Annotated in this window: 21 protein-coding genes; 8 read left to right on the forward strand and 13 right to left on the reverse strand. The window is 64.3% G+C overall.

Annotated features, from left to right (window positions below):
- Positions 1 to 31 precede the first annotated feature (31 nt).
- Both AC1RUR_RS30510 and AC1RUR_RS30515 read left to right on the forward strand, forming a co-directional pair.
- Positions 32 to 1,333: a serine hydrolase domain-containing protein gene (locus AC1RUR_RS30510; RefSeq protein WP_492850948.1), complete on the forward strand. Its 1,302-nt coding sequence runs from the start codon at positions 32 to 34 to the stop codon at positions 1,331 to 1,333.
- Between the two features lie 180 nt (positions 1,334 to 1,513).
- Positions 1,514 to 1,930 (forward strand): SRPBCC family protein, encoded by a 417-nt coding sequence (locus AC1RUR_RS30515; protein ID WP_492850950.1) that lies wholly within the window; start codon positions 1,514 to 1,516, stop codon positions 1,928 to 1,930.
- A 353-nt stretch (positions 1,931 to 2,283) separates the two neighbouring features.
- On the opposite strand, the gene AC1RUR_RS30520 is transcribed toward AC1RUR_RS30515, so the two are convergent.
- From AC1RUR_RS30520 to lepA, 3 genes are all read right to left on the reverse strand, one after another.
- A complete protein-coding gene (locus tag AC1RUR_RS30520) occupies positions 2,284 to 2,631 on the reverse strand; it encodes a hypothetical protein (RefSeq protein ID WP_492850952.1) in 348 nt (115 codons plus the stop codon).
- 7 nt (positions 2,632 to 2,638) lie between these two features.
- Positions 2,639 to 2,881, reverse strand: coding sequence for a hypothetical protein (locus AC1RUR_RS30525; RefSeq protein WP_492850954.1), 243 nt, complete (start codon positions 2,879 to 2,881; stop codon positions 2,639 to 2,641).
- A gap of 304 nt (positions 2,882 to 3,185) precedes the next feature.
- Positions 3,186 to 4,997 carry a translation elongation factor 4 gene (lepA, locus tag AC1RUR_RS30530; protein ID WP_492850956.1) on the reverse strand — a complete coding sequence of 604 codons (1,812 nt, stop codon included), beginning with the start codon at positions 4,995 to 4,997 and terminating at the stop codon, positions 3,186 to 3,188.
- A 114-nt stretch (positions 4,998 to 5,111) separates the two neighbouring features.
- On the opposite strand from lepA, the gene AC1RUR_RS30535 reads away from it, so the two are divergent.
- Positions 5,112 to 6,737, forward strand: coding sequence for a glycosyltransferase family 39 protein (locus AC1RUR_RS30535; protein WP_492850958.1), 1,626 nt, complete (start codon positions 5,112 to 5,114; stop codon positions 6,735 to 6,737).
- Between the two features lie 125 nt (positions 6,738 to 6,862).
- Here the strand turns inward: AC1RUR_RS30535 and AC1RUR_RS30540 are convergent, their stop codons facing one another.
- The 5 genes from AC1RUR_RS30540 to AC1RUR_RS30560 form a co-directional block, all read right to left on the reverse strand.
- Positions 6,863 to 7,180, reverse strand: a complete 318-nt coding sequence (locus tag AC1RUR_RS30540) for an HPr family phosphocarrier protein (protein ID WP_008139838.1) — start codon at positions 7,178 to 7,180, stop codon at positions 6,863 to 6,865.
- Positions 7,177 to 7,578, reverse strand: a complete 402-nt coding sequence (locus tag AC1RUR_RS30545) for a PTS sugar transporter subunit IIA (protein WP_011090868.1) — start codon at positions 7,576 to 7,578, stop codon at positions 7,177 to 7,179. The genes AC1RUR_RS30540 and AC1RUR_RS30545 overlap by 4 nt, the downstream gene beginning before the upstream one ends.
- Positions 7,579 to 7,711: 133 nt before the next feature.
- Positions 7,712 to 8,236: an HPr kinase/phosphorylase gene (locus AC1RUR_RS30550; RefSeq protein ID WP_492851077.1), complete on the reverse strand. Its 525-nt coding sequence runs from the start codon at positions 8,234 to 8,236 to the stop codon at positions 7,712 to 7,714.
- Between the two features lie 11 nt (positions 8,237 to 8,247).
- A complete protein-coding gene (locus tag AC1RUR_RS30555) occupies positions 8,248 to 10,053 on the reverse strand; it encodes a stimulus-sensing domain-containing protein (protein ID WP_492850961.1) in 1,806 nt (601 codons plus the stop codon).
- A 117-nt stretch (positions 10,054 to 10,170) separates the two neighbouring features.
- Positions 10,171 to 10,872 carry a response regulator transcription factor gene (locus AC1RUR_RS30560; protein WP_008542552.1) on the reverse strand — a complete coding sequence of 234 codons (702 nt, stop codon included), beginning with the start codon at positions 10,870 to 10,872 and terminating at the stop codon, positions 10,171 to 10,173.
- Positions 10,873 to 11,112: 240 nt separating this feature from the next.
- Between AC1RUR_RS30560 and AC1RUR_RS30565 the strand changes: the two genes are divergently transcribed.
- The 3 genes from AC1RUR_RS30565 (at position 11,113) to AC1RUR_RS30575 (ending at position 16,421) form a co-directional block, all read left to right on the forward strand.
- The gene (locus AC1RUR_RS30565) at positions 11,113 to 11,862 is read left to right on the forward strand and encodes a HugZ family pyridoxamine 5'-phosphate oxidase (RefSeq protein ID WP_492850963.1); all 750 of its coding nucleotides are present in this window, start codon (positions 11,113 to 11,115) and stop codon (positions 11,860 to 11,862) included.
- Positions 11,863 to 11,925: 63 nt separating this feature from the next.
- Complete coding sequence (locus AC1RUR_RS30570; protein ID WP_492850965.1) at positions 11,926 to 14,520, forward strand: CHAT domain-containing tetratricopeptide repeat protein; 2,595 nt, start codon at positions 11,926 to 11,928, stop codon at positions 14,518 to 14,520.
- Positions 14,521 to 14,804: 284 nt separating this feature from the next.
- A complete protein-coding gene (locus AC1RUR_RS30575; RefSeq protein ID WP_492850967.1) occupies positions 14,805 to 16,421 on the forward strand; it encodes a phosphoenolpyruvate carboxykinase in 1,617 nt (538 codons plus the stop codon).
- A 245-nt stretch (positions 16,422 to 16,666) separates the two neighbouring features.
- Here AC1RUR_RS30575 and AC1RUR_RS30580 read toward each other — a convergent pair whose 3' ends face one another.
- The 3 genes from AC1RUR_RS30580 to AC1RUR_RS30590 form a co-directional block, all read right to left on the reverse strand.
- On the reverse strand, positions 16,667 to 17,482 hold the full coding sequence (locus AC1RUR_RS30580) for an acyl-CoA thioesterase (RefSeq protein ID WP_492850969.1): 816 nt from the start codon (positions 17,480 to 17,482) through the stop codon (positions 16,667 to 16,669).
- Positions 17,483 to 17,509: 27 nt separating this feature from the next.
- Positions 17,510 to 17,647 (reverse strand): hypothetical protein, encoded by a 138-nt coding sequence (locus AC1RUR_RS30585; RefSeq protein WP_492850971.1) that lies wholly within the window; start codon positions 17,645 to 17,647, stop codon positions 17,510 to 17,512.
- Positions 17,648 to 17,711: 64 nt separating this feature from the next.
- Positions 17,712 to 20,228 (reverse strand): glycogen/starch/alpha-glucan phosphorylase, encoded by a 2,517-nt coding sequence (locus AC1RUR_RS30590; RefSeq protein ID WP_492850973.1) that lies wholly within the window; start codon positions 20,226 to 20,228, stop codon positions 17,712 to 17,714.
- 207 nt (positions 20,229 to 20,435) lie between these two features.
- On the opposite strand from AC1RUR_RS30590, the gene AC1RUR_RS30595 reads away from it, so the two are divergent.
- Complete coding sequence (locus tag AC1RUR_RS30595; protein WP_492850975.1) at positions 20,436 to 20,678, forward strand: hypothetical protein; 243 nt, start codon at positions 20,436 to 20,438, stop codon at positions 20,676 to 20,678.
- Between the two features lie 64 nt (positions 20,679 to 20,742).
- Here AC1RUR_RS30595 and AC1RUR_RS30600 read toward each other — a convergent pair whose 3' ends face one another.
- Positions 20,743 to 21,036 (reverse strand): GIY-YIG nuclease family protein, encoded by a 294-nt coding sequence (locus AC1RUR_RS30600; protein WP_492850977.1) that lies wholly within the window; start codon positions 21,034 to 21,036, stop codon positions 20,743 to 20,745.
- Positions 21,037 to 21,219: 183 nt separating this feature from the next.
- On the opposite strand from AC1RUR_RS30600, the gene AC1RUR_RS30605 reads away from it, so the two are divergent.
- Complete coding sequence (locus AC1RUR_RS30605) at positions 21,220 to 21,651, forward strand: hypothetical protein (protein WP_492850979.1); 432 nt, start codon at positions 21,220 to 21,222, stop codon at positions 21,649 to 21,651.
- Between the two features lie 159 nt (positions 21,652 to 21,810).
- Here AC1RUR_RS30605 and AC1RUR_RS30610 read toward each other — a convergent pair whose 3' ends face one another.
- The gene (locus AC1RUR_RS30610) at positions 21,811 to 22,587 is read right to left on the reverse strand and encodes a DUF2865 domain-containing protein (protein WP_492850981.1); all 777 of its coding nucleotides are present in this window, start codon (positions 22,585 to 22,587) and stop codon (positions 21,811 to 21,813) included.
- Positions 22,588 to 22,695 lie beyond the last annotated feature (108 nt).

Below are 22,695 nucleotides of genomic sequence, written 5' to 3' on the forward strand. Positions count from 1 at the left end.
ACACACAGGAATGCATGAGGAGGCAAGTCCAATGAATGGGGGTACGCTCCGCAGGCCACACGGTTGCCGCGGGCTTTTCCTCACTGTCATTCTCGCCGCCGCGGTCTGGGTGCCTTCAGCCTGCGCGCAGGACGTCCGAAGCTCGCCCGGCGAGCCGGGGCCGGTCTTTTCGGAGAGCGGACCGGATGCCGCGCTCTACGGCGCGGCCGAGGGCTATCCGGTCGGCACGCGGGGGACCACCACCCAGCTCGACAAGCTCGTCGGGGTCTACAGCCATTTCGGCGAGATCTACGCCTCGCGTCCGATCGCGCGCGCGACGGCGCCCTGGCAATTCAAACGCGCGCCGGAGCCGTCGATCGCCTACAGTTTCGGCACGGAACGGCTGGACATCGCGGACTATCTCAAGCGCAACCCGGTGACGGGGCTCCTGATCGCCAGGGACGACACCATCCTGTACGAGCACTATCAATATGCGCGGACCGATCGCGATCGCTTTCTTTCGCAGTCCATGGCCAAGACGCTGGTGGCGATGCTGGTCGGGATCGCGGTCTCGGAAGGGCGGATCAAGTCGATCGACGACCTCGTCTCCAGCTACGTCTCCGGCCTTGCGGAAACGGAATATGGAAACACGTCCATCCGGGCCTTGTTGAACATGTCTTCGGGCGTCGAATTTTCGGAAGTCTACGATGGGAAAGATGACATAGCCCGGCTTGGACGAGCCCTGTTCGTCGGCGAGGCAAAGGATCCGGCCGCCGTCGTCGCGCAATTCAATACAAGAACCGCCCCGCCGGGAACCAGATGGCACTATGCAAGCGTGGAAACCGAGATACTGGGCCTGGTCCTGCGCGCCGCCACCGGCACCCCGGTTGCGGACTATCTCCACGACCGGATCTGGGATGCCATCGGCACCGAAGCGGATGCCTCATGGGCGATCGACGGTAGCGGGCAGGAGATTGCCTTTTGCTGCTTCAACGCGACCTTGCGCGACTATGCGCGCCTGGCCCGGTTGCTCGCACACGACGGCGCCTGGGAAGGTCGTCAGTTGATCCCGCGGCAGTGGCTGTTGGATGCCACGACCGTCAGACCGGAGGATAGCCATCTCGCTCCGCGCGTGGCCACACCCTATTTCGGCTACGGCTATCAGGTGTGGATCCTCCCCGGCGAGCAGCGCAGGTTTGCCCTGCTCGGCATACGCGGTCAGGTCATCCTGGTCGATCCAGCCTCGAAGCTCGTCATGGTGCACACGGCCGTTCGCCAAAAGCCGTCCGAGCCGGGAGCCCTCAGGGAGCCGCTTGCGTTGTGGTTCGCCGTGCTTCAACAGCTCGGGAAATGATGATCCGGCAGCTCCGTGAGCCTCATCACGGCGTACCTGGCTGCCCGCTATCGCATTTTTAGGACAATTGACGGCGCGACCTTGTCGGCATGGACCGGTCCCGATCGTCCTTGGGTAGACCCGCACACGTCAGTGATGTCGTCACCTCGAGCCGTCAAAACCGAACCAGGAGCCATGTTCATGAGGATCACCGTCGAAACCACCGTAGCCGCCCCCATCGATCGGGTCTGGCGTGCCTATACGACGCCTGCCGACATCATGAAGTGGAACGCCGCGTCCGACGACTGGCATACGACCCGGGCGACGGTCGACCTGCGGGAAGGCGGCGTCTTCTCGTCGCGCATGGAGGCCAAGGACGGCAGCATGGGCTTTGACTTCGCGGGCACCTACACGAAGATCGTCGAACGCAAGCGGATCGAATACGCGTTCGGCGATCGAAAGGCCGAAGTCGCGTTCGAGCCCGGCCCGGAGGGCATTGTCGTCCGCGTCGTCTTCGATGGCGAACCGACGCATTCGGTCGAGCAGCAGCAGGGCGGCTGGCAGGCGATCCTCGACAATTTCGCACGATACGTCGAGGCGAAGCAGGAGACGTCGTGAAGCCGGGCGGGGCAGTTCGTAGGATGGGTAGAGCGAAGCGAAACCCATCAAACTTCATCCTCGCAATCGGATCGAGCCAACGAGAATTGCGAGATACCGCGTCCCCCCGTCGGGGTGATGGGTTTCGCTTCGCTCTACCCATCCTGCGAGCTTGTCACCCCTACGAGCTTGTCACTCCGAGCTCGCGCCAAGTGGCGCGCCCCGGAATGATATGGCCCTCAGCTATCCGCTTTCAGCGCGGCCGAAGCGGCCCTACCGTTACGATTTGCTCTCTTGCCCGCTCGTTGACTCGTGCAAACTCTTCCATGACGCGTTTGAACAATCCCGGATCAATGGACGTGATGAGACCATGATCAGGCGCATCCAGATCGGGAAAGTAGTCCTTGTGGATCGGAAGGTATGCCCGGACGCGTATCGATGAAGAACGCGGAGTTGTTCTTGTTCTGGCGCGCCCGGTCCAATGGCACTTGGATGATTCCGATCGGCAGATTGCCACCAAATTTTCTGACTTGAGACGAGGTGTAAACCGCCACCGCGGCCCCATACGCCGGCGACTGGTGTCCCAGCATCCGGGAGGCTTCGATTGCAGAAAAAGCACCGACTATGATCGCCGCATGTCGTGTCCGCGCGGGTATGTCGGGAGTCTCGGCAAAAGGAAAGTAACTCCAGACCATGTCGCCACGTCGGAAAGGCGGAGCCATTCAGGACTCACTGGAAAAGTGAGCGCCTGAATGCGTAGTCCTCATCGCTTTCGTCGGCATCGCGATGAAGCTCATAGTTCTCGAGCGAGAACGGTGGCATCTTGGAAAAATCCTGTACCACCTCGACGTAGTCGAGATGGCGGCGCATGACGTCCTCGACGAGTTCCTTGACGCTCACATTGTCCAGTCGGGCAACTCGCGAGGCCTTGTCGTAAAGCTCATCGTCGAGGTGTACTGTGATGTCGGCCATGACAGATTCCCGGTGAGTGCGGCTGAACTCACCTGATTATATAAATCGCCTTGCAGCAATATGAACGGTGGCAACCAATCCGGTTGCCCGGAGCTGACGGTCGGGCTCTGCGCCACACCCGCGATGATGCCATCCTGCCACTGTTTTGCCCGACGGGTCACGCAAATTTCGGTAAATCAAAAAACCGCAATGCCGACAACGGGCCGGTTACTGTGCATGGGGTTGTTTTCGAGGTTTTAGTTTGCCGGTCCCGGATAGCCGGGCCTGACCAGTCTCGTTACGTCAAACTGGTCCAGTCAGCCCCTCAGCTATCCACCTTCAGCGCGGCAATGAAGGCTTCCTGCGGGATGTCGACCTTGCCGAACTGCCGCATCTTCTTCTTGCCTTCCTTCTGCTTCTCCAGAAGCTTGCGCTTACGCGTGATGTCGCCGCCGTAGCATTTTGCGGTGACGTCCTTGCGCAGTGCGCGCACCGTCTCGCGGGCGATCACCTTGCCGCCGATCGCCGCCTGGATCGGGATCTGGAACATGTGCGGCGGGATCAGCTCCTTCATCTTCTCGACCATGGCGCGGCCGCGCCCCTCGGCGCGGGTGCGGTGGACCAGCATCGAGAGCGCGTCGACCGGCTCGGCATTGACCAGGATCTGCATCTTCACGAGGTCGGCCGGCTTGTAGTCGGTGAGATGATAGTCGAACGAGGCGTAGCCCTTGGAGACCGACTTGAGGCGGTCGTAGAAGTCGAATACCACCTCGTTGAGCGGCAGATCGTATTTCACCATGGCGCGGGCGCCGACGTAAGTCAGCTCCTTCTGGGCGCCGCGGCGGTCCTGGCACAGCTTCAGCACGCTGCCGAGATATTCGTCGGGGGTGAGGATCGTGGCCTCGATCCAGGGCTCCTGGATCTCCGCGATCTTGACCACGTCGGGCATGTCGACGGGATTGTGGATCTCGAGCTCGCTGCCGTCGGTGAGCTTCATCTTGTAGATGACGCTCGGCGCGGTCGCGATCAGGTTGAGATCGAACTCGCGCGACAGCCGCTCCTGGATGATCTCCAGGTGCAACAGCCCGAGGAAGCCGCAGCGGAAGCCGAAGCCGAGCGCCGCGGAGGTCTCCATCTCGAAGGAGAAGCTGGCGTCGTTGAGGCGCAGCTTGCCCATCGCGGCGCGCAGCGTTTCGAAGTCGTCGGCATCGACCGGGAACAGGCCGCAGAACACCACGGGGATGGCCGGCTTGAAGCCCGGCAGCATCTCGGTGACAGGCTTCCTGTCGTCGGTGATGGTGTCGCCGACGCGGGTGTCGGCGACTTCCTTGATCGCGGCGGTGATGAAGCCGATCTCGCCGGGGCCGAGCTCGTCGACCTGCTGCATCTTCGGCGTGAAGAAGCCGACGCGCTCGACGTCGTAGGCGGCGCCCGTGCCCATCATGCGCACGCGGCTTCCCTTCTTCATCACGCCGTCGACGACGCGGATCAGCACGACGACGCCGAGATAGACGTCGTACCAGCTGTCGACCAGCAGCGCCTTCAACGTCGCGTCGCGGTCGCCCTTCGGCGGCGGCAGGCGGGTGACGATGGCTTCGAGCACGTCGGGCACGCCGAGGCCGGTCTTGGCCGAGATCATCACCGCGTCCGAGGCGTCGATGCCGATGACGTCCTCGATCTGCTGCTTGACCTTCTCGGGTTCGGCGGCGGGAAGGTCGACCTTGTTCAGGACCGGGACGATCTCGTGATTGTTGTCGAGCGCCTGGTAGACGTTGGCGAGCGTCTGCGCCTCGACGCCCTGGCTGGCGTCGACCACCAGCAGGGAACCCTCGCAGGCCGCCAGCGACCGCGAGACTTCGTAGGCGAAGTCGACATGGCCGGGCGTGTCCATCAGGTTGAAGATGTAATCCTTGCCGTCCTTGGCGCGGTAGGCGAGGCGCACCGTCTGCGCCTTGATGGTGATGCCGCGCTCGCGCTCGATGTCCATGGAATCGAGCACCTGCTCCTTGCCGGCCATTTCGCGGTCGGTGAGCCCGCCGGTCATCTGGATCAGGCGGTCGGCCAGCGTCGATTTGCCATGGTCGATATGGGCGACGATGGAGAAATTGCGGATGTTGGAAATGGGGACGGTCGTCATGGGCGCGGGATACCACTCACATCCCCGTGCGGCAACCATATTGCTGTATTTTCAGGGCCTTTCTTCACGCCAAGCTGATTCCAAGCGGGGCCAAAACGCGCTACGCAACGGCCCATGTCGACCACCTCTCTTCCCACCGCCCGACCACGCGAAAAAGCCCGGGTGAGCTTCAGCCGCTTCCGGGCCTGGCTGGTGGCCAGCGCGATTCGGCCGGAGGCGCGGCCATGGCTGGTGATCCAGCTCGCCGTCCTGCATGCGGTGCTCTGGACCTTCATCCTGATCAATCTCAAGGCAGCGCAGGACGTTCACATGGACGTCGCGGAAGCCTATGGCTGGGGCCAGAAGTTCCTGTGGGGCTACGGCAAGCATCCGCCGTTGTCGGGCTGGGTCGCCGGCGTCTGGTTCAAGGCGTTTCCGGCGACGGACTGGGCCACCTATGCGCTGGCGATGGCGACGGTCAGCGTCGGTATGGTGATCTGCTGGCTGCTGAGCTTGCGGGTGGTGGACGCGCGGCGCGCGTTCTTGGTCGTGGTGATGATCGCGCTCTACCCGATCTTCAATTTCAAGGGCTTCAAGTACAACCCGGACCTTCTGCAGCTCGTGACCCTGCCGCTGCTCGTGCTCGCCTATCTCAACGCCTTCGAGAAACGAAGCTGGCAGTCCGGCATCTGGTTCGGGCTCGCCGGCGCGCTGGCGCTGATGACCAAATATTGGGTGCTGACCATGATCGGCGCCATCGGCCTTGCCGCGCTGATCCATCCGGACCGCTTGAAATTCCTGCTGTCGCCGGCGCCGTGGGTTGCCATCGTGACGATGGTGGTGGCGATGATCCCGCACATCGTCTGGCTTGCGGGCGTGCATTTCGTGCCACTGACCTATGCCGGCGACACCTACAGCCTCGAGGATTCCGGCCTCGTGCATCAGCTGGTGGCCGGCTATGCCCTGCATAATTTCGCGCTGCTGGCTCTTCCGGTCGCGCTTGCGGCGCTCGCCATGGCGCTGGTGCCGCCGTGGGCCACGCTGCTTCTGCGCGCGCCTTCGCGCATCGTCACGCGCGCCTGGGCGCGCGGTGCCAATTCCGGCGTCAATGTCTCGCAGGCGCTGAATGTCTGGCTCGTCCAGGCCATCGTCGCGGTCGGCCCGCCGCTCGGCGCCCTGGTCTTCAGCATCTACATGAAGACCGATTGGGGCATCTCGCTGTTCTTCCTGGTGCCGCTCGCGCTGGTTGCGATCCCCGTGCTGCGGGTGCAGAGCGCGGCGCTGTTCAACATCACCGCGATCTGGCTCGTGCTCAGCGTTGCCACGCTCATGGCCTCGCCCTGGATCGCGGCGCGCGAGATGGACGCCAATGCCGGCAACACCGCCACCTATGGCGCGCGCTCGGACCTCGCGCGCGAGCTGACGCAGGCCTGGCACGCGCGCTTTGCCTCGCGCTGGGCCGTCGTCGCCGGCACCATGGAATCGATCCAGCCGATGGTGTTCTACAGCCCGGATCATCCGGCCGCGCTCGTGCCGATTGAAGCCTGGGATTCCGGCCTGACCTCGCGCGAGGACGCGAAGAAGTATGGCTTCATCGGCGTGTTCGATCCGACCGACGGCCGCCTGCCGGCGTTCGAGAAATGGATATCGGAGGCCGCACCGAATGCCGAGCGCATCGTGATGACGACGCGCCGCTTCACCCACGGCAAGGCCGGCCCGTCGATGAGCTGGAACATCTACATCGCGCCGCCGGCGAAGTGATAGCGGCGTCGCAGGTCTCGTAGGGTGGGCAAAGCGAAGCGTGCCCACCGCATCCGTTGTGATTGTCGAGATGGTGGGCACGGCGCGATGCGCCTTTGCCCACCCTACGGCACCGAGCGCGTGGCTCAGATCCCTTCCTCGTTGAACTTGCTCTCGACGAGCTCGGTGATCGCCGCGAGCGCGGCTTCCGCTTCGGCGCCGGCAGCCGCGACGGTGATCGTCGTGCCGGGGCCCGCAGCCAGCATCATCAGGCCCATGATCGAGGTGCCGCCGACCGTCTCGCCGCCGCGCGTCACCCACACTTGCGCGTTGAAGCGCTCGACGGCCTGGACGAACTTCGCCGAGGCACGCGCGTGCAGGCCGCGCTTGTTGATGATCAGGAGCTCCTTGGAGATCGCGCCCGCGGGCACGCCCGTCCCGGCTTGCGGCGCGTCGTCGCTCATTTGCCGGCGAGCACGCGGCTGGCGATGGTGACGTATTTGCGGCCCGCTTCCTGGGCCATCGCGATCGCGTCGGGCAGCGCGCGTTCCTCGCGCACCTTCGCAAGCTTCACCAGCATGGGCAGGTTGATGCCCGCGAGCACTTCGACCTTCGGCCGGCTCATGCAGGATATTGCCAGGTTGGACGGCGTGCCGCCGAACATGTCGGTGAGGATCGCAACCCCGTCGCCGGAATCGACGCGGTTAACCGCCTCGATGATGTCGCTTCGGCACAGATCGGAATCGTCTTCAGCGCCGATCGTAATCGCTTCGATTTGCTTTTGTGGGCCCATGACATGTTCAAGCGCTGCCTTGAATTCGTCGGCAAGGCGCCCGTGGGTCACAAGTACTAGACCAATCATCGGAAAACTCCTCGCGGGCGCTTTTGGTGCACCGCACGAACGCGCCACTTTGACCATCCAGAGCCCCTGCGCAAGAGGGGATGTTGCGTATCTCCCTGAACTTAGACGGATGGATGAGGGGAGCTGCGCCGGTCTATTCGGTCGCGATAGTGGGGTTCATATGGTTACCATTTCCCTTCAAACAATCGCCTGGAGGGTTAACGGAAGATGAACTCTTGGTAGAGGTCAAGGCCGCGACAACCAGTGGGAGGGGCGAATAGTCGCGGCTGACAGGGATTCGCGGTATTTCGACACCTAAAACGCTTGTTTTCAGGGATTCGGCCGGCGGCAACCGTTCGGCGTCCGCGGCGTCCAGATCGACCACGAGACCGACGGTCGCATGCTCCACGAAGTCGCAGCGGCGGATTCCGAGGCCCCGGATCTCGATCAGGCCGGCCAGTCTCGGAGCGGGACGGACCTCAATTTCATCGCCGACTGTCGCCAGATGGACACGGTCGTCACCGACCAGAACGGCCCTTTGGACCACGCCGGCGCGGCCCGCCATGATCAAATCGAAGGCAAGGCGCGACTTGCCGGCGCCCGACGGCCCGCGGATCAGCACTGCCAGATTCCCGACCTTGACTGCGGAAGCGTGCACGCTGGGTCCGCCGTCGTTCAAACTGGCTTGGCTCATAGCGCCGGCAGCCTCACCACGAAGCGCGCGCCTGATACCGTCGGGATGCCCTCGTCATCAGGCGGCCCCGCGCGGTTCTCGGCCCAGATGCGCCCGCCATGGGCATCGACGATCTGCTTGGAGATCGACAGGCCGAGGCCGGAGTTCTGGCCAAAGCCCTGATGCGGACGGTCGGTGTAGAAGCGCTCGAAGATGCGATCCAGCGCGTCATCGCGAATGCCGGGGCCGTCGTCGTCGACCACGATCTCGATCTCTCGGCGCACGCGGCGGCAGACGAGGCGCACCTTGCTGCCGGGCTCGGAAAAGGATTGCGCGTTGGAGAGCAGGTTGGAGACCACCTGCCCGAGCCGTGAATCGTGGCCGGTCACGGCGAAATTGTCGGTCGGCCCGCGCCCCTCGAAGCGCGCCTCGACGGCGACGTCGTGGCCGAGCTTGGTTTCGTTGGCGACGGAGACCAGCGTGCCCAGCAGGCGGCGCAGATCGACCGGGATCGCGTCCTGCCGTTGCAGCTCGGCATCGAGCCGGCTGGCGTCGGAGATGTCAGAGATCAGCCGGTCGAGCCGCTTGACGTCGTGCTCGATCACCTCGAGCAGGCGGGCGCGGCTGTTCTCGTTGCGCGCCAGCGGCAACGTCTCGACCGCGGAGCGCAGCGAGGTCAGCGGGTTCTTCAGCTCGTGGGCGACGTCGGCGGCGAACATCTCGATCGCCTCGATGCGGCTGTAGAGCGCATTGGTCATGTCGCGCAGCGCGCCGGACAGATGCCCGATCTCGTCGCGGCGGCGGGTGAAGTCGGGGATCTCGACGCGGGTCTTGATGCGGCGGCGGACGCGCTCGGCGCTGTCGGCGAGCCGGCGCACGGGACCGGCGATGGTGCTGGCGAGCAGCAGCGACAGCATGATCATGACCGCCGCGGCGACGCCGCCGACTTTCAGGATGGCGAGGCGCTCGGCGGTGACCATCTGGTCGATGTCGTCGCCCTGGGTGGACAGCATCAGCGCGCCATGGATGGCGCGCGAGCGCAGCACAGGGACCGCGACCGAGACGATCACCTCGCCGCGGGCATTGACCCGCACCATCGAGCGCTTCTGGCCCTGGAGCGCATCGCCCACTTCCGCATAGCCGTTGCCGTTCTCGGGCCCGAGCTCGCGATAGAGCGGCAGGTCGCCGCGGTTCAGCCAGGTACGCACCGCGACCATGCCGCGCTCGACCATGCCTGGCTTCTCGGCGGACAGCGGCGGCAGGGGGAAGCGCAGCACGTTCTCGAGGTTGCGGCTGTCGAGCAGCAGGCTGCCGTTCGGATCATAGATGCGGGCGCGCGTCTTGGTCGGCGAGATCAGCGTGCGCAGCACCGGCGCGACGCGCTCCGGATTGATCGGAAAATCCAGCGGCGAATAGTCGTCCGACCCGCCATAGGTCTCGCCCGGCTTGAGGTCGAGCAGCCGGTCGGGGTCGATGGTGATGGCGTTGGTCTGCACCGTCGCGGAGGCCGCGATCGCACCGGCGATGATCTCGGCCTGTACCAGCAGGCTCTGCGCGCGCGCGTCGATCAGGCCGGCGCGGAATTGCGACAGATAGAGGATGCTGGCGACCAGCGCGACGAGGCCGGCGAGGTTGAGCGAGACGATGCGGCGGGTCAGGCTCGAGAAGGACAGCGCAAAGAAGAACTGCCCGGCGCGCTTCAGCCAGTTCAGCGGCCGCCAGCCCTGTGCGGCCGGCTTGTCCTCGGCGACGTGCTCCGGAACGCCGTCGGATGCGATATCCTCGGCGCTCTGGTTCTCGTCAGGCTGCGTTCGGTCAAGCAATGCTCACGCCCGCGTTAGGACAGCTCGTGCGAAGGTCCCCGCATCCTAGAGCGATCCCGGTCCCGATGGAACGAGAACCGGCGATGCTCCTGACTTTCGTGGAGGCGCCCTGCCGCCTCAGGCTTCCTTGAAACGGTAGCCGACGCCGTAGAGCGTCTCGATCATCTCGAACTCGTTGTCGACCACCTTGAACTTCTTGCGCAGCCGCTTGATGTGGCTGTCGATGGTGCGGTCGTCGACATAGACCTGGTCGTCATAGGCGGCGTCCATCAGCGCGTTGCGGCTCTTCACCACGCCGGGCCGGGTCGCGAGCGCCTGGAGGATCAGGAATTCGGTGACGGTCAGCGTCACCGGCTCATTCTTCCAGGTGCAGGTATGGCGTTCCGGATCCATGCGCAGAAGGCCGCGGTCGAGCGCCTTGGCGTCGTTCTCCTTCGGTGCGACGGTCGGGTCCTTCGGCGCCGAGCGGCGCAGCACCGCCTTGACGCGCTCGACCAGCAGCCGCTGCGAGAACGGTTTGCGGATGAAGTCGTCGGCGCCCATCTTGAGGCCGAACAGCTCGTCGATCTCTTCGTCCTTGGAGGTCAGGAAGATCACCGGCAGGTCGGATTTCTGCCTGAGACGGCGCAGCGTCTCCATGCCGTCCATGCGCGGCATCTTGATGTCGAGGATGGCGAGGTCGGGTTGGGTGGTGCGGAAACCGTCAAGCGCGGAGGCGCCGTCGGTGTAGGTCATGATGCGGTAGCCTTCGGCTTCCAGCGCGATCGAGACGGATGTGAGAATGTTGCGGTCGTCGTCGACCAAAGCGATTGTGGGCATGAGCCTCTGCTTTCTGCTTTCCGTTTGGGTCGTGGCTTGAAACGGCGAGCAAACCAGTGATGCGCCGCATAGATGGGTGCCGAATTGGCGTTCGAACCTTGTCACCGAGCAATGCAAGCTGGGCTGAAGTGTGACCAAGTTCCACGAAACACGGCAGATTCGCCGCATCTCGACCCATAACCGGACCCCCGTTTAGCCGAAAAAAGACCCTCCTTGCAACCACCTGACCCGAGAAAGCCGATGCAACCGACCCCCGATTTCGCTCCCCAAACGCTCGCCAAATCGCTGCTCAGGCGATCGCGGCAGGGCGCTCTCGCAACGTTGATGGCGGGCTCCGGCGATCCCTATTGTTCCCTGGTCAATCTGGCGAGCCACCCGGATGGCTCGCCCATCCTGCTGATCTCCGGATTGGCCGTGCACACCAGGAACATCCTGGCCGATTCCAGGGTTTCCCTGATGCTGGACGAGCGAGCCGCCGGCGATCCGCTGGAAGGCGCCAGGATCATGCTGTCCGGCCGGGCGGAGCAGGCCGGCGCCGAGACGGATCTGCTCCGGCGGAGGTATCTGAGTGCTCATCCGTCGGCGGAAGCCTTTGTTTCGTTTAAGGACTTCTCGTTCTTCAAAATCCGACCCACCGGAACCCATCTGGTCGCCGGCTTTGGCCGGATCGTCGACCTCAAGCCCGAGCAGTTCCTCACGGACCTGTCTGGTGCAGACGATCTGCTGGCAGCGGAGGAGGGAGCCGTGGAGCACATGAACGCCGACCACCGCGACGCCATGGGCCTCTACGCGACGAAGCTTCTCGGTGCGGCCGCCGGCGACTGGCGCTGCACCGGCTGTGACCCCGAGGGCTTCGACATGCAGGACGGGCAGACCGCGCTGCGGCTCGAGTTTCCGGAGCGGGTGACCGACGGCACGGCGCTGCGCAAGATGCTGGTTCGCCTCGCTGGCGAAGCGCGCACGAAGATGGACCAGGGCGCAACCATTTGAACGTCGCCGCCCGTCGCTGCGACCCAAGTCCGTGATGGTCTCGGGCACGCAGCGAGAGGGTTCATGACGCGTCGTCGTTTGACATTGGCCGCGGGTCTGGCGCTCGCGATCACCACGTCGCTTGCCACGCCCGGTCTCGCCCAGAAGGGCGATCTCGCCGCGCAGGGCGCGCGGATCAATGCGCTCAACCAGGCCGGCAAATATGCGGAAGCGCTGCCCCTGGCGCAGGCCATGGTGGCAAGCCTGGAGAAGGGCAGTGACGGTCGCGAACTCTCCGCCGCGCTCAACAATCTCGGCCAGGTCCATGCCGGCCAGGGCCGCGACGATCTCGCCGAGCCGATCTACAAGCGCGCCATCGCGCTGATGGAAAAGTCGCTCGGCCTCGACACCGCCTTGATCGGGCCCGAGCTCAGCAATCTCGCCGCGCTGTATCAGCGGCAGGGCCGCTTCACCGAAGCCGAGCCGCTGTTCAAGCGCGCTCTCTCCATTCGCGAAAAGGCGCTGTCGCGCGAGCATCCCGATGTCGGTCAGGCCCTCAACAATCTCGCCACGCTCTACGTGAAGCAGGAGCATTTCGCCGAGGCCGAGCCGCTGTTCCAGCGGGCGCTTGCGATCTATCAGAAGGCCGCCGGGCCCGAGCATCCCGCGGTTGCCACGGTCCTGAACAACATCGGCCAGGTCGATCGCGATCTCAACCGCGATGCGGATGCCGAGGCGCCGATCAAGCGATCGCTCTCCATCCGCGAAAAAGTGCTGGGGCCGGATCATCCCGATGTCGCGCGCTCGCTGAACAATCTCGCCGGGCTCTACGAGCACCAGCAGCGCTATGCCGATGCCGAGCCGCTCTACCGCCGCGCTCTTGCCATCCGCGAACGTGCGCTCGGGCCGGATCATCCTGACGTCGTGACCTCGACCAGCAATCTCGCTTACTTCCTTTATCTCTCCGGGCGTACCGCCGAGGCGCTGCCGCTGGCGGAACGGACGCTCCGCAGCACTCGCGCTCAGTTGCGTGTGGTGCTGCCGATCCTGTTTTCCGCGCGGCAGCAGCATCTGATGCCGGACGACAAGGCACTCGACGAAGCGCTGGCCGCGATCCAGCGCGGTACGCAATCGTCCGCAGCGTCTGCCGTGAACAAGCTCGCGGTGCGGCTTGCCGCCGGCAGCGACCGGCTCGCCGAGCTCGTGCGCAAGGACCAGGATCTTTCGGCCGAGGCCGAGGCGCTCGACAAGGCGATCATCACGGCGGTATCGAAGCAATCGGCGCAACGCGACGTCGCGGCCGAACAGCGCAGCCGCGCGCGGATCGCGGCGATCGCGGGCGAGCGCGCCGGCTTGCAGAAGACGCTGGCCGTCGAATTTCCCGACTACGCCTTGCTCTCCAATCCGCTGCCGCTCGCGGTGAAGGACATCCAGGCTCTGCTGTCGGCCGATGAGGCGATGACGATCTATTCCGTCGTCGACAAGCAGAGCTATGTCATCGCGATCACGCGCGAGGGCACCGACTGGAAGGAGATTCCGCTCGGCGCGGACGCGCTGGCGCGGAAAGTGTCGGCGTTCCGCAAGGGGCTCGACGTTGGCAAGGCACACGATGCGTCCGGCAAATCAGGCCTGTTCGACCTCGCGCTCGCCAACGAGTTCTATGTCGCGCTGCTCGGCCCGGTCGAAGCGTTGACGAAGGACAAGCGCGGCCTGCTGGTGGTGCCGTCGGCCGCACTGACCGCACTGCCGTTTCATCTGCTGGTCACCGAGACGCCGCAGGCCGCGATCCCGGACAAGCTCGAAGGCTATCGCAGCGCCGCCTGGCTGTTGCGACGTCAGGCGGTCTCGGTGCTGCCGTCGGTGATCAGCCTGAAATCGCTGCGGGCCTTTGCGCGCAAGGATCAGGGCGTGAAGCCGATGACCGGTTTCGGCGATCCCGTGTTCAACCCTGCAGCCGAAGGGCCGGCCGATCGTCGCGCCGCGAGCGGCAAGGTTGCCGCGCGCAGCATCGCGACGACTGCCTATACCGACTTCTGGCGCGGCGCGGGCGTCGATCGCGCGCGGCTTGCGCAGGCGCTGCCACAGCTGCCTGACACCGCCGACGAGTTGAACGCGGTGGCCAGGGATGTCGGCGCAGGCGAGGTCGACATCCATCTCGGCCGCGATGCCAGCGAAACGACGCTCAAGCGTGCAGCCCTTGCTCAATACAGCATCATCTACTTTGCCACCCACGGTCTCGTTGCCGGCGACGTCAAGGGCGTGGGCGAGCCCTCACTTGCGCTCTCCATTCCCGATCAGCCCTCCGAGCTCGACGACGGACTTCTCACTGCGAGCGAAGTCGCCCAGCTCAAGCTCAATGCGGATTGGGTGGTGCTGTCGGCCTGCAATACCATTGCCGGCGACAAGCCCGGCGCCGAGGCCCTGTCGGGGCTGGCGCGCTCGTTCTTCTATGCGGGTGCCCGCGCGCTTCTGGTCTCGCATTGGGCAGTGGATTCGGAAGCTGCCACCCGCTTGACCACGTCGACTTTCGCTCTGCTCAAAAACGAACCAGAAATCGGCCGTGCCGAGGCATTGCGCCGCGCCATGTTAACGTATCTCGACGATGCCTCGTCGCCGCGCAATGCCTATCCCGCGATGTGGGGACCGTTCGCACTGATCGGCGAGGGTGAGGTACGATAGGCCGCATCGGGGAATTGTGCGTCGCAATAACCCGCGATAACGTCGAAATGCCCATTTGGTTGCGCGATCATTCGTGATTTCTTGATGCGCGTGCTCAGAGCTGACATGCGCGACGTTTGGCGCGGTCCTTGAATAAACCAAATCCTACGGGATCGGCTTGGCAACGCCAGCGTTCATCAGTATTAGGTCGTCCACCCGAGGCCGGACGGCCTGTTATTCACGGTGACTGCGATGGCGCCAAAGCTTGGTCGCGCTATGTGTCGCGGGTTCTAGGAGGATTTTTCGTGCAAGAGACGGGCGTGCGCAACGGTGCCTTCGGCGCTGACAAGTTCGGCTTAAAGAATCTCAAGCGGGTTCACTGGAACCTGGGTGCGCCGCAACTCTATCAATACTCGCTCTCCGCGGGCGAGGCGGTGCTGTCTGCCGACGGCGCGCTGTGCGCCGACACCGGCGAGTTCACCGGCCGCAGCCCCAAGGACAAGTTCACGGTGCGTGACGCCGCCACCGACAAGAAGATGTGGTGGGCCGGCAACCAGTCGATCACCGCGGAGCAGTTCGAGACGCTTTATCAGGACTTCCTCAAGCACGCCGAAGGCAAGAGCCTGTTCGCGCAGGATCTCTACGGCGGCGCCGATCCGGCCTACCGGATCAAGACCCGCGTCTTCACCGAGCTCGCCTGGCACTCGCTGTTCATCCGCACGCTGCTGATCCGCCCCGAGGCGATCGAGCTGTCGACTTTCACGCCCGAGCTCACGATCATCGACATGCCGAGCTTCCGCGCCGATCCGAAGCGCCATGGCTGCAAGTCGGAGAACGTCGTCGCGATCGACTTCGCCCGCAAGATCGTGCTGATCGGCGGCTCCTACTATGCCGGCGAGATGAAGAAGTCGGTCTTCACCACGCTGAACTACTATCTGCCCGAGCGCGGCGTGATGCCGATGCATTGCTCGGCCAATGTCGGCGCCAAGGGCGATGCCGCGATCTTCTTCGGCCTCTCGGGCACCGGCAAGACCACGCTGTCGGCCGATCCGAACCGCACGCTGATCGGTGACGACGAGCACGGCTGGGGCCCGAACGGCGTCTTCAATTTCGAAGGCGGCTGCTACGCCAAGTGCATCAAGCTGTCGAAGGAAGCCGAGCCGGAGATCTACGCGGCCTCGACCCGCTTCGGCGCGGTACTCGAGAACTGCGTGCTCGACGAGGACACCCGCGTCGTCGATTTCGACGACGGCTCCAAGACCGAGAACACGCGTTCGGCCTACCCGCTCGACTTCATCCCGAACGCCTCGCGGACCGGCCGCGCGCCACAGCCGAAGAACGTGGTGATGCTCGCCGCCGATGCCTTCGGCGTGCTGCCGCCGATCGCAAAACTCTCGCCGGCACAGGCGATGTACCACTTCCTGTCCGGCTACACCGCCAAGGTCGCGGGCACCGAGCGCGGTCTCGGCAACGAGCCGCAGCCGGAATTCTCGACCTGCTTCGGCTCGCCCTTCCTGCCGCTCGACCCCAGCGTTTACGGCAACATGCTGCGCGACCTGATCGCCCAGCACAATGTCGATTGCTGGCTGGTCAACACGGGGTGGACCGGCGGCAAGTACGGCGTCGGCTCGCGCATGCCGATCAAGGTGACGCGCGCGCTGCTCACCGCCGCGCTCGACGGCTCGCTTCGCAACGTCGAATTCCGCACCGACAAGTATTTCGGCTTCGCGGTCCCGACCGCGCTGCCCGGCGTGCCGAGCGAGATCCTCAATCCGGTCAACACCTGGAAGGACAAGGACGAGTTCGACAAGACCGCGCGTGCACTGGTCGGCATGTTCCAGAAGAACTTCGCCAAGTTCGAAGCCCAGGTCGACGCCGAGGTGCGGGCGGCCGCTCCGGACGTGAAGCTCGCGGCGGAGTGAGATCGCAGCGCTTTAGATTGAAAAGGGCGGCCGCAAGGCCGCCCTTTTTGTTTTGTGGCGCTTGTGAGTACGGGCACAAGCCACACACTCGGTGTCGTCCCGGCGTAGGCCGGGACCCACGGCGTGATTTATCGAGGGAGTGCGGTGCAAGTACCGGCGAAGAAGACGTCACTACAAGTCTTCGCCAAACCCCGCCCTGTGATTATGGGTCCCGGCCTTCGCCGGGACGACGCTGGGGAGAACGCTCACGCCTTGAAATACGCGATCTGCGTCGTCGTCGCGAGCAGCCTTCCGTTCGGCGACCACAGCTCGGCGTTCTGGTCGGCGTAGCTCTTGTGCATGACCTTCGAATCCACGGTCGCCAGCACGCACGTGATGTCCTCGGTGGCGAGCTCTTCGCTGTCGGTGTGGAAATACGTCGTCAGCGACACCGTGCCGAACGGCACCAGCTCGCGCCGGGCGTGGAAGATGCGGCCGAAGAAGGCGTCCGACATCGACATCAGCGACAGCATGTCGAGCTTGCGCGGCGTGCGGTCGCTGATCCAGATCTTTGAGTAAGTGCTGGCAAGCTCGGTCTGCGGCGGGCCGATCCGCATCTCGCCTTCGACGAAGCGGAATTCATACTGGTTGGCCCAGGACGCCGAGATCTTTGGGAATGGCAACGTCTGTTCGAACGGCTTGGCATCCGGATATTGCGCCACCCTGTGCTCCCAGGACGGCCGGCGCTCGGCGAACACGGCGGTGGCGAGCGTTGCGACCTCGCCGCCGCCCTGCGACAGTTCGGCGCTCCAGTGCTGGCTGGAGCGGTTGGCCTTCACCAGCCGCACGTCCAGGTCAAACGCGCCCTTGGCGATCGGCGCGCAGTAATTGACCGTGAGCGCCAGCGGTTCGCCGGCGCGTTGCGGATGCTCGATCAGCGCGCGGAGGATGGTTGCGGCCGTGACGCCGCCGAACGGCCCGACAAAGGCCCAGTAATCGTCGCTGGTGTGCCCCTGCCAGCTGGAATCACCGGCGGTGATGCGGGTGGCGTCGTCGAACGGGTGCGGGAGCTTGGCGTGCATTATTGGCCCTCGATGTCTCCCCGGCCGTCATTGCGAGCGCAGCGAAGCAATCCAGAGTCTTTCCGCGGAGACAGTCTGGATTGCTTCGCTGCGCTCGCAATGACGGTGCTTGGGATGACGATGTCTGCCTTCACCGGCACCGTTCCCAGGGATGATGACGATCATATCATTATCCCCGCGGCGAGGTGCAATAACCTCGCAGGTAACGCCGCTTCCGCGCCGCGGAAAATCAGCCCGCGGCGTCGCGCAAATTCGGCAGCAGCGGCGTGGTCGGGTTCACCGGCACGTTCCAGATCTCCTCGGCGTATTCGCGGATGGTGCGGTCGGACGAGAACCACGCCATGCGGGCGACGTTGAGGATCGAGGCGCGCGTCCAGGCCGGCGCCACCTGCCAACGGGCATCGACGCTGCGCTGTGCCTCGTAATAGGAATCGAAATCGGCGCTGACCATGTAATGGTCGAGATAGCGCAGCGCGTGCGCGATGGATTCGAAGCGGCCGGGATCGCCGGGCGAGAACTCGCCGGCGCCGATCGCGTTGATGGCGCGCTGGAGCTTTGGCGAATTGCGGATCACGTCGGAGGCATCCAGCCCCTGCTTGCGACGGATCATGACGTCGCCGGCCTCCATGCCGAAGATCGCGATGTTCTCCGCGCCGACATGGTCGCGGATCTCGATATTGGCACCGTCGAGCGTGCCGATGGTGAGGGCGCCGTTGAGTGACAGCTTCATGTTGCCGGTGCCGGAAGCCTCCATGCCGGCGGTCGAGATCTGCTCGGACAAATCGGCGGCGGGAATGATCACTTCCGCAAGGCTGACATTGTAGTCGGGCAGGAAGACGACCTTGAGCTTGCCGCCGATCGCGGGATCGTTGTTGACGGCCTCCGCGACGTCGTTGATCAGCTTGATGATCAGTTTGGCGTAGCGGTAGCTCGCTGCCGCCTTGCCGGCGAAGATCTTCACCCGCGGCACCCAGTTGCCGTTGGGATCGTCCTTGATCGACTGGTACAGCGCGACCGTCTCGATGACGTTGAGCAATTGGCGCTTGTATTCGTGGATACGCTTGATCTGTACGTCGAACAGCGCGCCGGGATCGACCTTGATGCCGAGCCGTTCGCCGATCAGCCGCGCCAGCGCCGTCTTGTTGTGGTGCTTGACGGCGCGGAATTTCTTCTGGAATTCGACGTCGCTGGCGCGCGCCTCGATCAGCGAGAGCTGGGTGGGATCGTCGAGCACGGCGTCGCCGCAGGTCTCGCGCAACAGGTCGGTGAGCTTCGGGTTCGCCAGCATCAGCCAGCGACGGAAGGTGATGCCGTTGGTCTTGTTGGTGATGCGGCCGGGATAGAGATGGTTGAGATCGTGGAACACCGTCTCGCGCATCAGGTCGGAATGCATTGCCGAGACGCCGTTGATGCGATGCGAGCCGACGAAGGCGAGCTGGCCCATGCGAACGCGGCGGCCGCTCCTCTCGTCGATCAGCGAGACCGAGGCGCGGAAATCGATGTCACCGGGCGCGCGTGCCTCGGCGAGCGCGAGATGCTGGACGTTGATTCGGTAGATGATCTCGAGATGCCGCGGCAGCAGCCGTTCGAACAGCTCGACCGGCCAGGTCTCCAGCGCCTCTGGCAGCAGCGTGTGATTGGTGTAGGAGAGGGTGGCGACCGTGATTTTCCAGGCCTCGTCCCAGCGGAAATTGTGCAGGTCGATCAGAATCCGCATCAGCTCGGTGACGGCGAGGCTCGGATGGGTGTCGTTGAGCTGGACCGCGACCTTCGACGACAGGCTGCGCAGCTGGCCGTCGGACGACAGGTGCCGCTTGATGAGATCCTGGAGCGAGGCCGAGACGAAGAAATATTCCTGGCGCAGGCGCAGCTCGCGGCCCGCCGGGCTTTCGTCGTTCGGATAGAGGAATTTGCAGATCGCCTCCGCGCGCGACTGCTCGGCGCTGGCGCTGACGTAGTCGCCTTTGTTGAAGGCGTCGAGCTTCAGCGGATCGGGCGAGCGCGCCGACCACAGCCGCAGCGCATTGACGTGCTGGCCGCGCCAGCCGACGATCGGCGTGTCATAGGCGAGCGCCTGCACGGTCTCGGACGGATGCCAGATCGCGCGGTCGCGGCCCTTGTCGTCGACATGCTCGACACCGCCGCCGAAATTGATGTCGTAGATCACCTCGGGCCGCTGCAATTCCCAGGGATTGCCGAAGCCGAGCCATTCGTCCGGATATTCCTGCTGCCAGCCCTGATTGATGATCTGGCGGAACAGGCCGTAATCGTAGCGGATGCCGTAGCCGATCGCGGGGATCGACAGCGTCGCCATGCTCTCCATGAAGCAGGCGGCGAGCCGCCCCAGGCCGCCATTGCCGAGCGCCGCATCCGGCTCGCATTTGCGCAACTCGGGAAGTGAAACCCCGAGATCGCCGAGTGCGACCTCGAAGATCTTCAAGAGCCCCATATTGTTCAGCGCGTCGGTGAAGAGACGGCCGATCAGGAATTCGAGCGAGAGATAATAGACGCGCTTGCGTCCCGCATCGTAGCTGTGCTTCTCGGCCGTGAGCCAGCGATGCACGATGCGGTCGCGCAGCGCCAGCGCCGCGGCCTGGTACCAGTCGTGCCTGGTCGCCATGCCCGCGTCCTTGCCGATGGCAAGGCGCAGCTTCGCCAGGATCGCGCCTTTGATCTCAGCCAGCGCGAGTTCGTCGATGGGCTGACCGGACGCGGGCAAACTGGGCTGGAACGATTGATCTTGCAAAGCCGTCACTTCCTGGTCGACAGAAACACCACTAACTCTACGCGCCTTGCCCCTGCACCGGAACTGTCGCCGGTGCGGCCGTGCACTGCGCTGGCGCAAATTTATGCAAGGAACGGGCCGATTTGGGAACCCGGACGAGCACGGAGAAACGCGGATTTGGTGCTAGAATGGCGGCCAATTCAGCCATCAGTGTGGAGGAGACACCCCATGGGACTGCTGATGCGACTGCTGATCGAAATTGCCGCTGCGGCGCTGCTCGTCGTCTGCATCACCGCCTCGAGCGCTGCGTTTGCCGCTGGCAAATCCGGCCGCAGCGCCGACGGCTTGAGCTGCGGCTTCACCGTCCCGCAAAACGCAACGCCAGCCGCCCGCTGCGCCGCGATCAAGCGCCAATGCGGCGGCAAGTTTTACGCGAATGCGTGCGGGGACAGGTTGATGTCGGCGGTGTGAGGACGATCGCCTGCCACAAAAACAGTGTCGTCCCGGCGAAGGCCGGGACCCATAACCACCGCTGTCAGAGCAGATGCGAGAGATAGCGCCAATCAGGATTTTCTTGCTCGATCAAACGAATCTTCCAATCACGTTGCCACTCCTTCAGCGCCTTCTCGCGCGTAATGGCTTCGGATGGCGAGGCGTAGGTTTCGGCATAGACGAGCCGCGTAACACCATACTTTTTGACAAACTTCGAACCGCGACCCGAGCGGTGCAATGTAAGTCGGTTACTGATGTCGTTGCAGACGCCGATGTATAGCGTGCCGTAGCGCCGGCTCGCGAGGATGTAGACGTAATACACGGCTGGTGCATTCATTGCTGGGCACCCATTTCCGATGATGTCCGACGGCGGTGGTTATGGGTCCCGGCCTTCGCCGGGACGACACTGCAGAAGCATCAGAACAAATTAAGAACACTTTAGCAAGTCTTTGATATATCATTGTGATTCGGCGCGTTGCCGACACAATATCTAGGGTCTGTCCGACTTCACGAGGACTACATGTCCACCATTGCCTTTGACCAGTTTGCCCTCACCCGGATCGCCGATTTCGCGCGCTCGCTGTCGCGGCTGCATCAGGCGGCGCGGCGCCACGCGGTTGATGACGACCAGTTCGACCGCGAGTTCAACGCGGTGTGCCAGTCGATCTGGGGCTACACCATCGACGACATCAGCGACGACCTGTTCTCGGTCGAGGATCACCTGTTTCTCGACACGCTGGACGAAGCGCATGCGCGCATCTTCGCGGCCGAGCAGGGTTATGACCTCGTTGGCGATCAGGGCATGCTGACCGACTGGTGGGGTTTTTGCTGGATGATTTTAGCCGAGAAGCGCGGCTTGCTCACGGCAGAAAATCGTGCCGCCGCCCGCGCGGCGATCGAGGAGAAATATCTGGCGGCGCCGAATGTGATCGGGGTGATTATCGGGAGGTAGTCTCGTGCCCCGGACGCAGCGCAGCGCTTCCCTGGCGATGCGAAGCATCGTCCAGTCAGAGGTGCGCTGCAGAGCCGGGGCCCACTGGCGAGGCATTCTGGGTCCTGGCTCAGCGTCGCGTCATTGCATGCCGCGCCGCGTCCGGGACACGAGACTGAACTAATCCAGCCCAGCCCGCTTCGCGGACTTCCCCTGCGTCTTGGGCACCGTCACGTCAGGCAGCGCCTCACGCACGATCTCGGCCGCCGGAGCATCCGCCGACACCGTCTCCGCGCGCACCGGGGCCACCTTCATCTCGCCGAGGCGGGCGCGAACCTGCGCGGTGAGGCCGGGATAGGAGGCGACCGGCGTGAACTCCGCGGTCTGGTCCATGCCGAGGCGCACGCCGGTATAGGCGACGAGGCCGTCGGTGGTGGCGATCACGTCACCGGCTTTCAGCGACGAATCCAGCGCGAGATCGACCGGGGCGAGGCCGACCGGCTCGCGGCCGTTGCAGGTGCAGTCCGAACGCAGCGCCTTGCGATAGGCGAACGCGTTCTCGCTGTCGGCGTAGCGCTCGCCGGTCTGCGACGCGGCGCCGTCGATCGAGGAGCCGAAATAGACCTTTGTCGTGCTGGCAGGACAGAACGCCTGACACATCTGGGCGGGCGAGGCGAGGCCGCGCATCAGCGGAAAATATTTGCCGTCGCAGCTGCGCACGCAGAACGCCGGGCCCGAGCCGCCGGCCGCCGCCGGGCGTGTCGGCGGCACATATTGCGGGGTTGCGGCATTCTGCTGGCCGGTGAAGGGATCGGCGTAGGAGTTCGCCTGCTGCGGCACTTCGCGCTGCGGCCGCTGCTGCTGCATGCCGCCGAAGAAGAAGTCGAACAGGCCTTCGGCGGAAACCGGGGCGGGCGCTGCAAGCAGCGGTGCTGCCAGGGTGGCGGCCACAAGCATCGCGCGACGCCGCTGGCGCGCATGGGACATGACTGTACGCAACGCTTACTCCACCCGACGCTACTGAACCGGGCCGCGACCAGCGAGGTCTTGGCACATGATTCACCA

This window comes from Bradyrhizobium sp. GW821-FHT12B03 (assembly GCF_058807535.1).

Coding starts and splice junctions, on each gene's coding strand:
- lepA (WP_492850956.1), bottom strand. CDS start 4,997: ATGACGACCGTCCCCATTTCCAACATCCGCAATTTCTCCATCGTCGCC.
- AC1RUR_RS30565 (WP_492850963.1), top strand. CDS start 11,113: ATGCAACCGACCCCCGATTTCGCTCCCCAAACGCTCGCCAAATCGCTG.
- AC1RUR_RS30585 (WP_492850971.1), bottom strand. CDS start 17,647: ATGATCGTCATCATCCCTGGGAACGGTGCCGGTGAAGGCAGACATCGT.
- AC1RUR_RS30520 (WP_492850952.1), bottom strand. CDS start 2,631: ATGGCTCCGCCTTTCCGACGTGGCGACATGGTCTGGAGTTACTTTCCT.
- AC1RUR_RS30515 (WP_492850950.1), top strand. CDS start 1,514: ATGAGGATCACCGTCGAAACCACCGTAGCCGCCCCCATCGATCGGGTC.
- AC1RUR_RS30580 (WP_492850969.1), bottom strand. CDS start 17,482: ATGCACGCCAAGCTCCCGCACCCGTTCGACGACGCCACCCGCATCACC.
- AC1RUR_RS30540 (WP_008139838.1), bottom strand. CDS start 7,180: ATGAGCGACGACGCGCCGCAAGCCGGGACGGGCGTGCCCGCGGGCGCG.
- AC1RUR_RS30545 (WP_011090868.1), bottom strand. CDS start 7,578: ATGATTGGTCTAGTACTTGTGACCCACGGGCGCCTTGCCGACGAATTC.
- AC1RUR_RS30595 (WP_492850975.1), top strand. CDS start 20,436: ATGGGACTGCTGATGCGACTGCTGATCGAAATTGCCGCTGCGGCGCTG.
- AC1RUR_RS30610 (WP_492850981.1), bottom strand. CDS start 22,587: ATGCTTGTGGCCGCCACCCTGGCAGCACCGCTGCTTGCAGCGCCCGCC.
- AC1RUR_RS30560 (WP_008542552.1), bottom strand. CDS start 10,872: ATGCCCACAATCGCTTTGGTCGACGACGACCGCAACATTCTCACATCC.
- AC1RUR_RS30510 (WP_492850948.1), top strand. CDS start 32: ATGAATGGGGGTACGCTCCGCAGGCCACACGGTTGCCGCGGGCTTTTC.
- AC1RUR_RS30570 (WP_492850965.1), top strand. CDS start 11,926: ATGACGCGTCGTCGTTTGACATTGGCCGCGGGTCTGGCGCTCGCGATC.
- AC1RUR_RS30605 (WP_492850979.1), top strand. CDS start 21,220: ATGTCCACCATTGCCTTTGACCAGTTTGCCCTCACCCGGATCGCCGAT.
- AC1RUR_RS30600 (WP_492850977.1), bottom strand. CDS start 21,036: ATGAATGCACCAGCCGTGTATTACGTCTACATCCTCGCGAGCCGGCGC.
- AC1RUR_RS30535 (WP_492850958.1), top strand. CDS start 5,112: ATGTCGACCACCTCTCTTCCCACCGCCCGACCACGCGAAAAAGCCCGG.
- AC1RUR_RS30525 (WP_492850954.1), bottom strand. CDS start 2,881: ATGGCCGACATCACAGTACACCTCGACGATGAGCTTTACGACAAGGCC.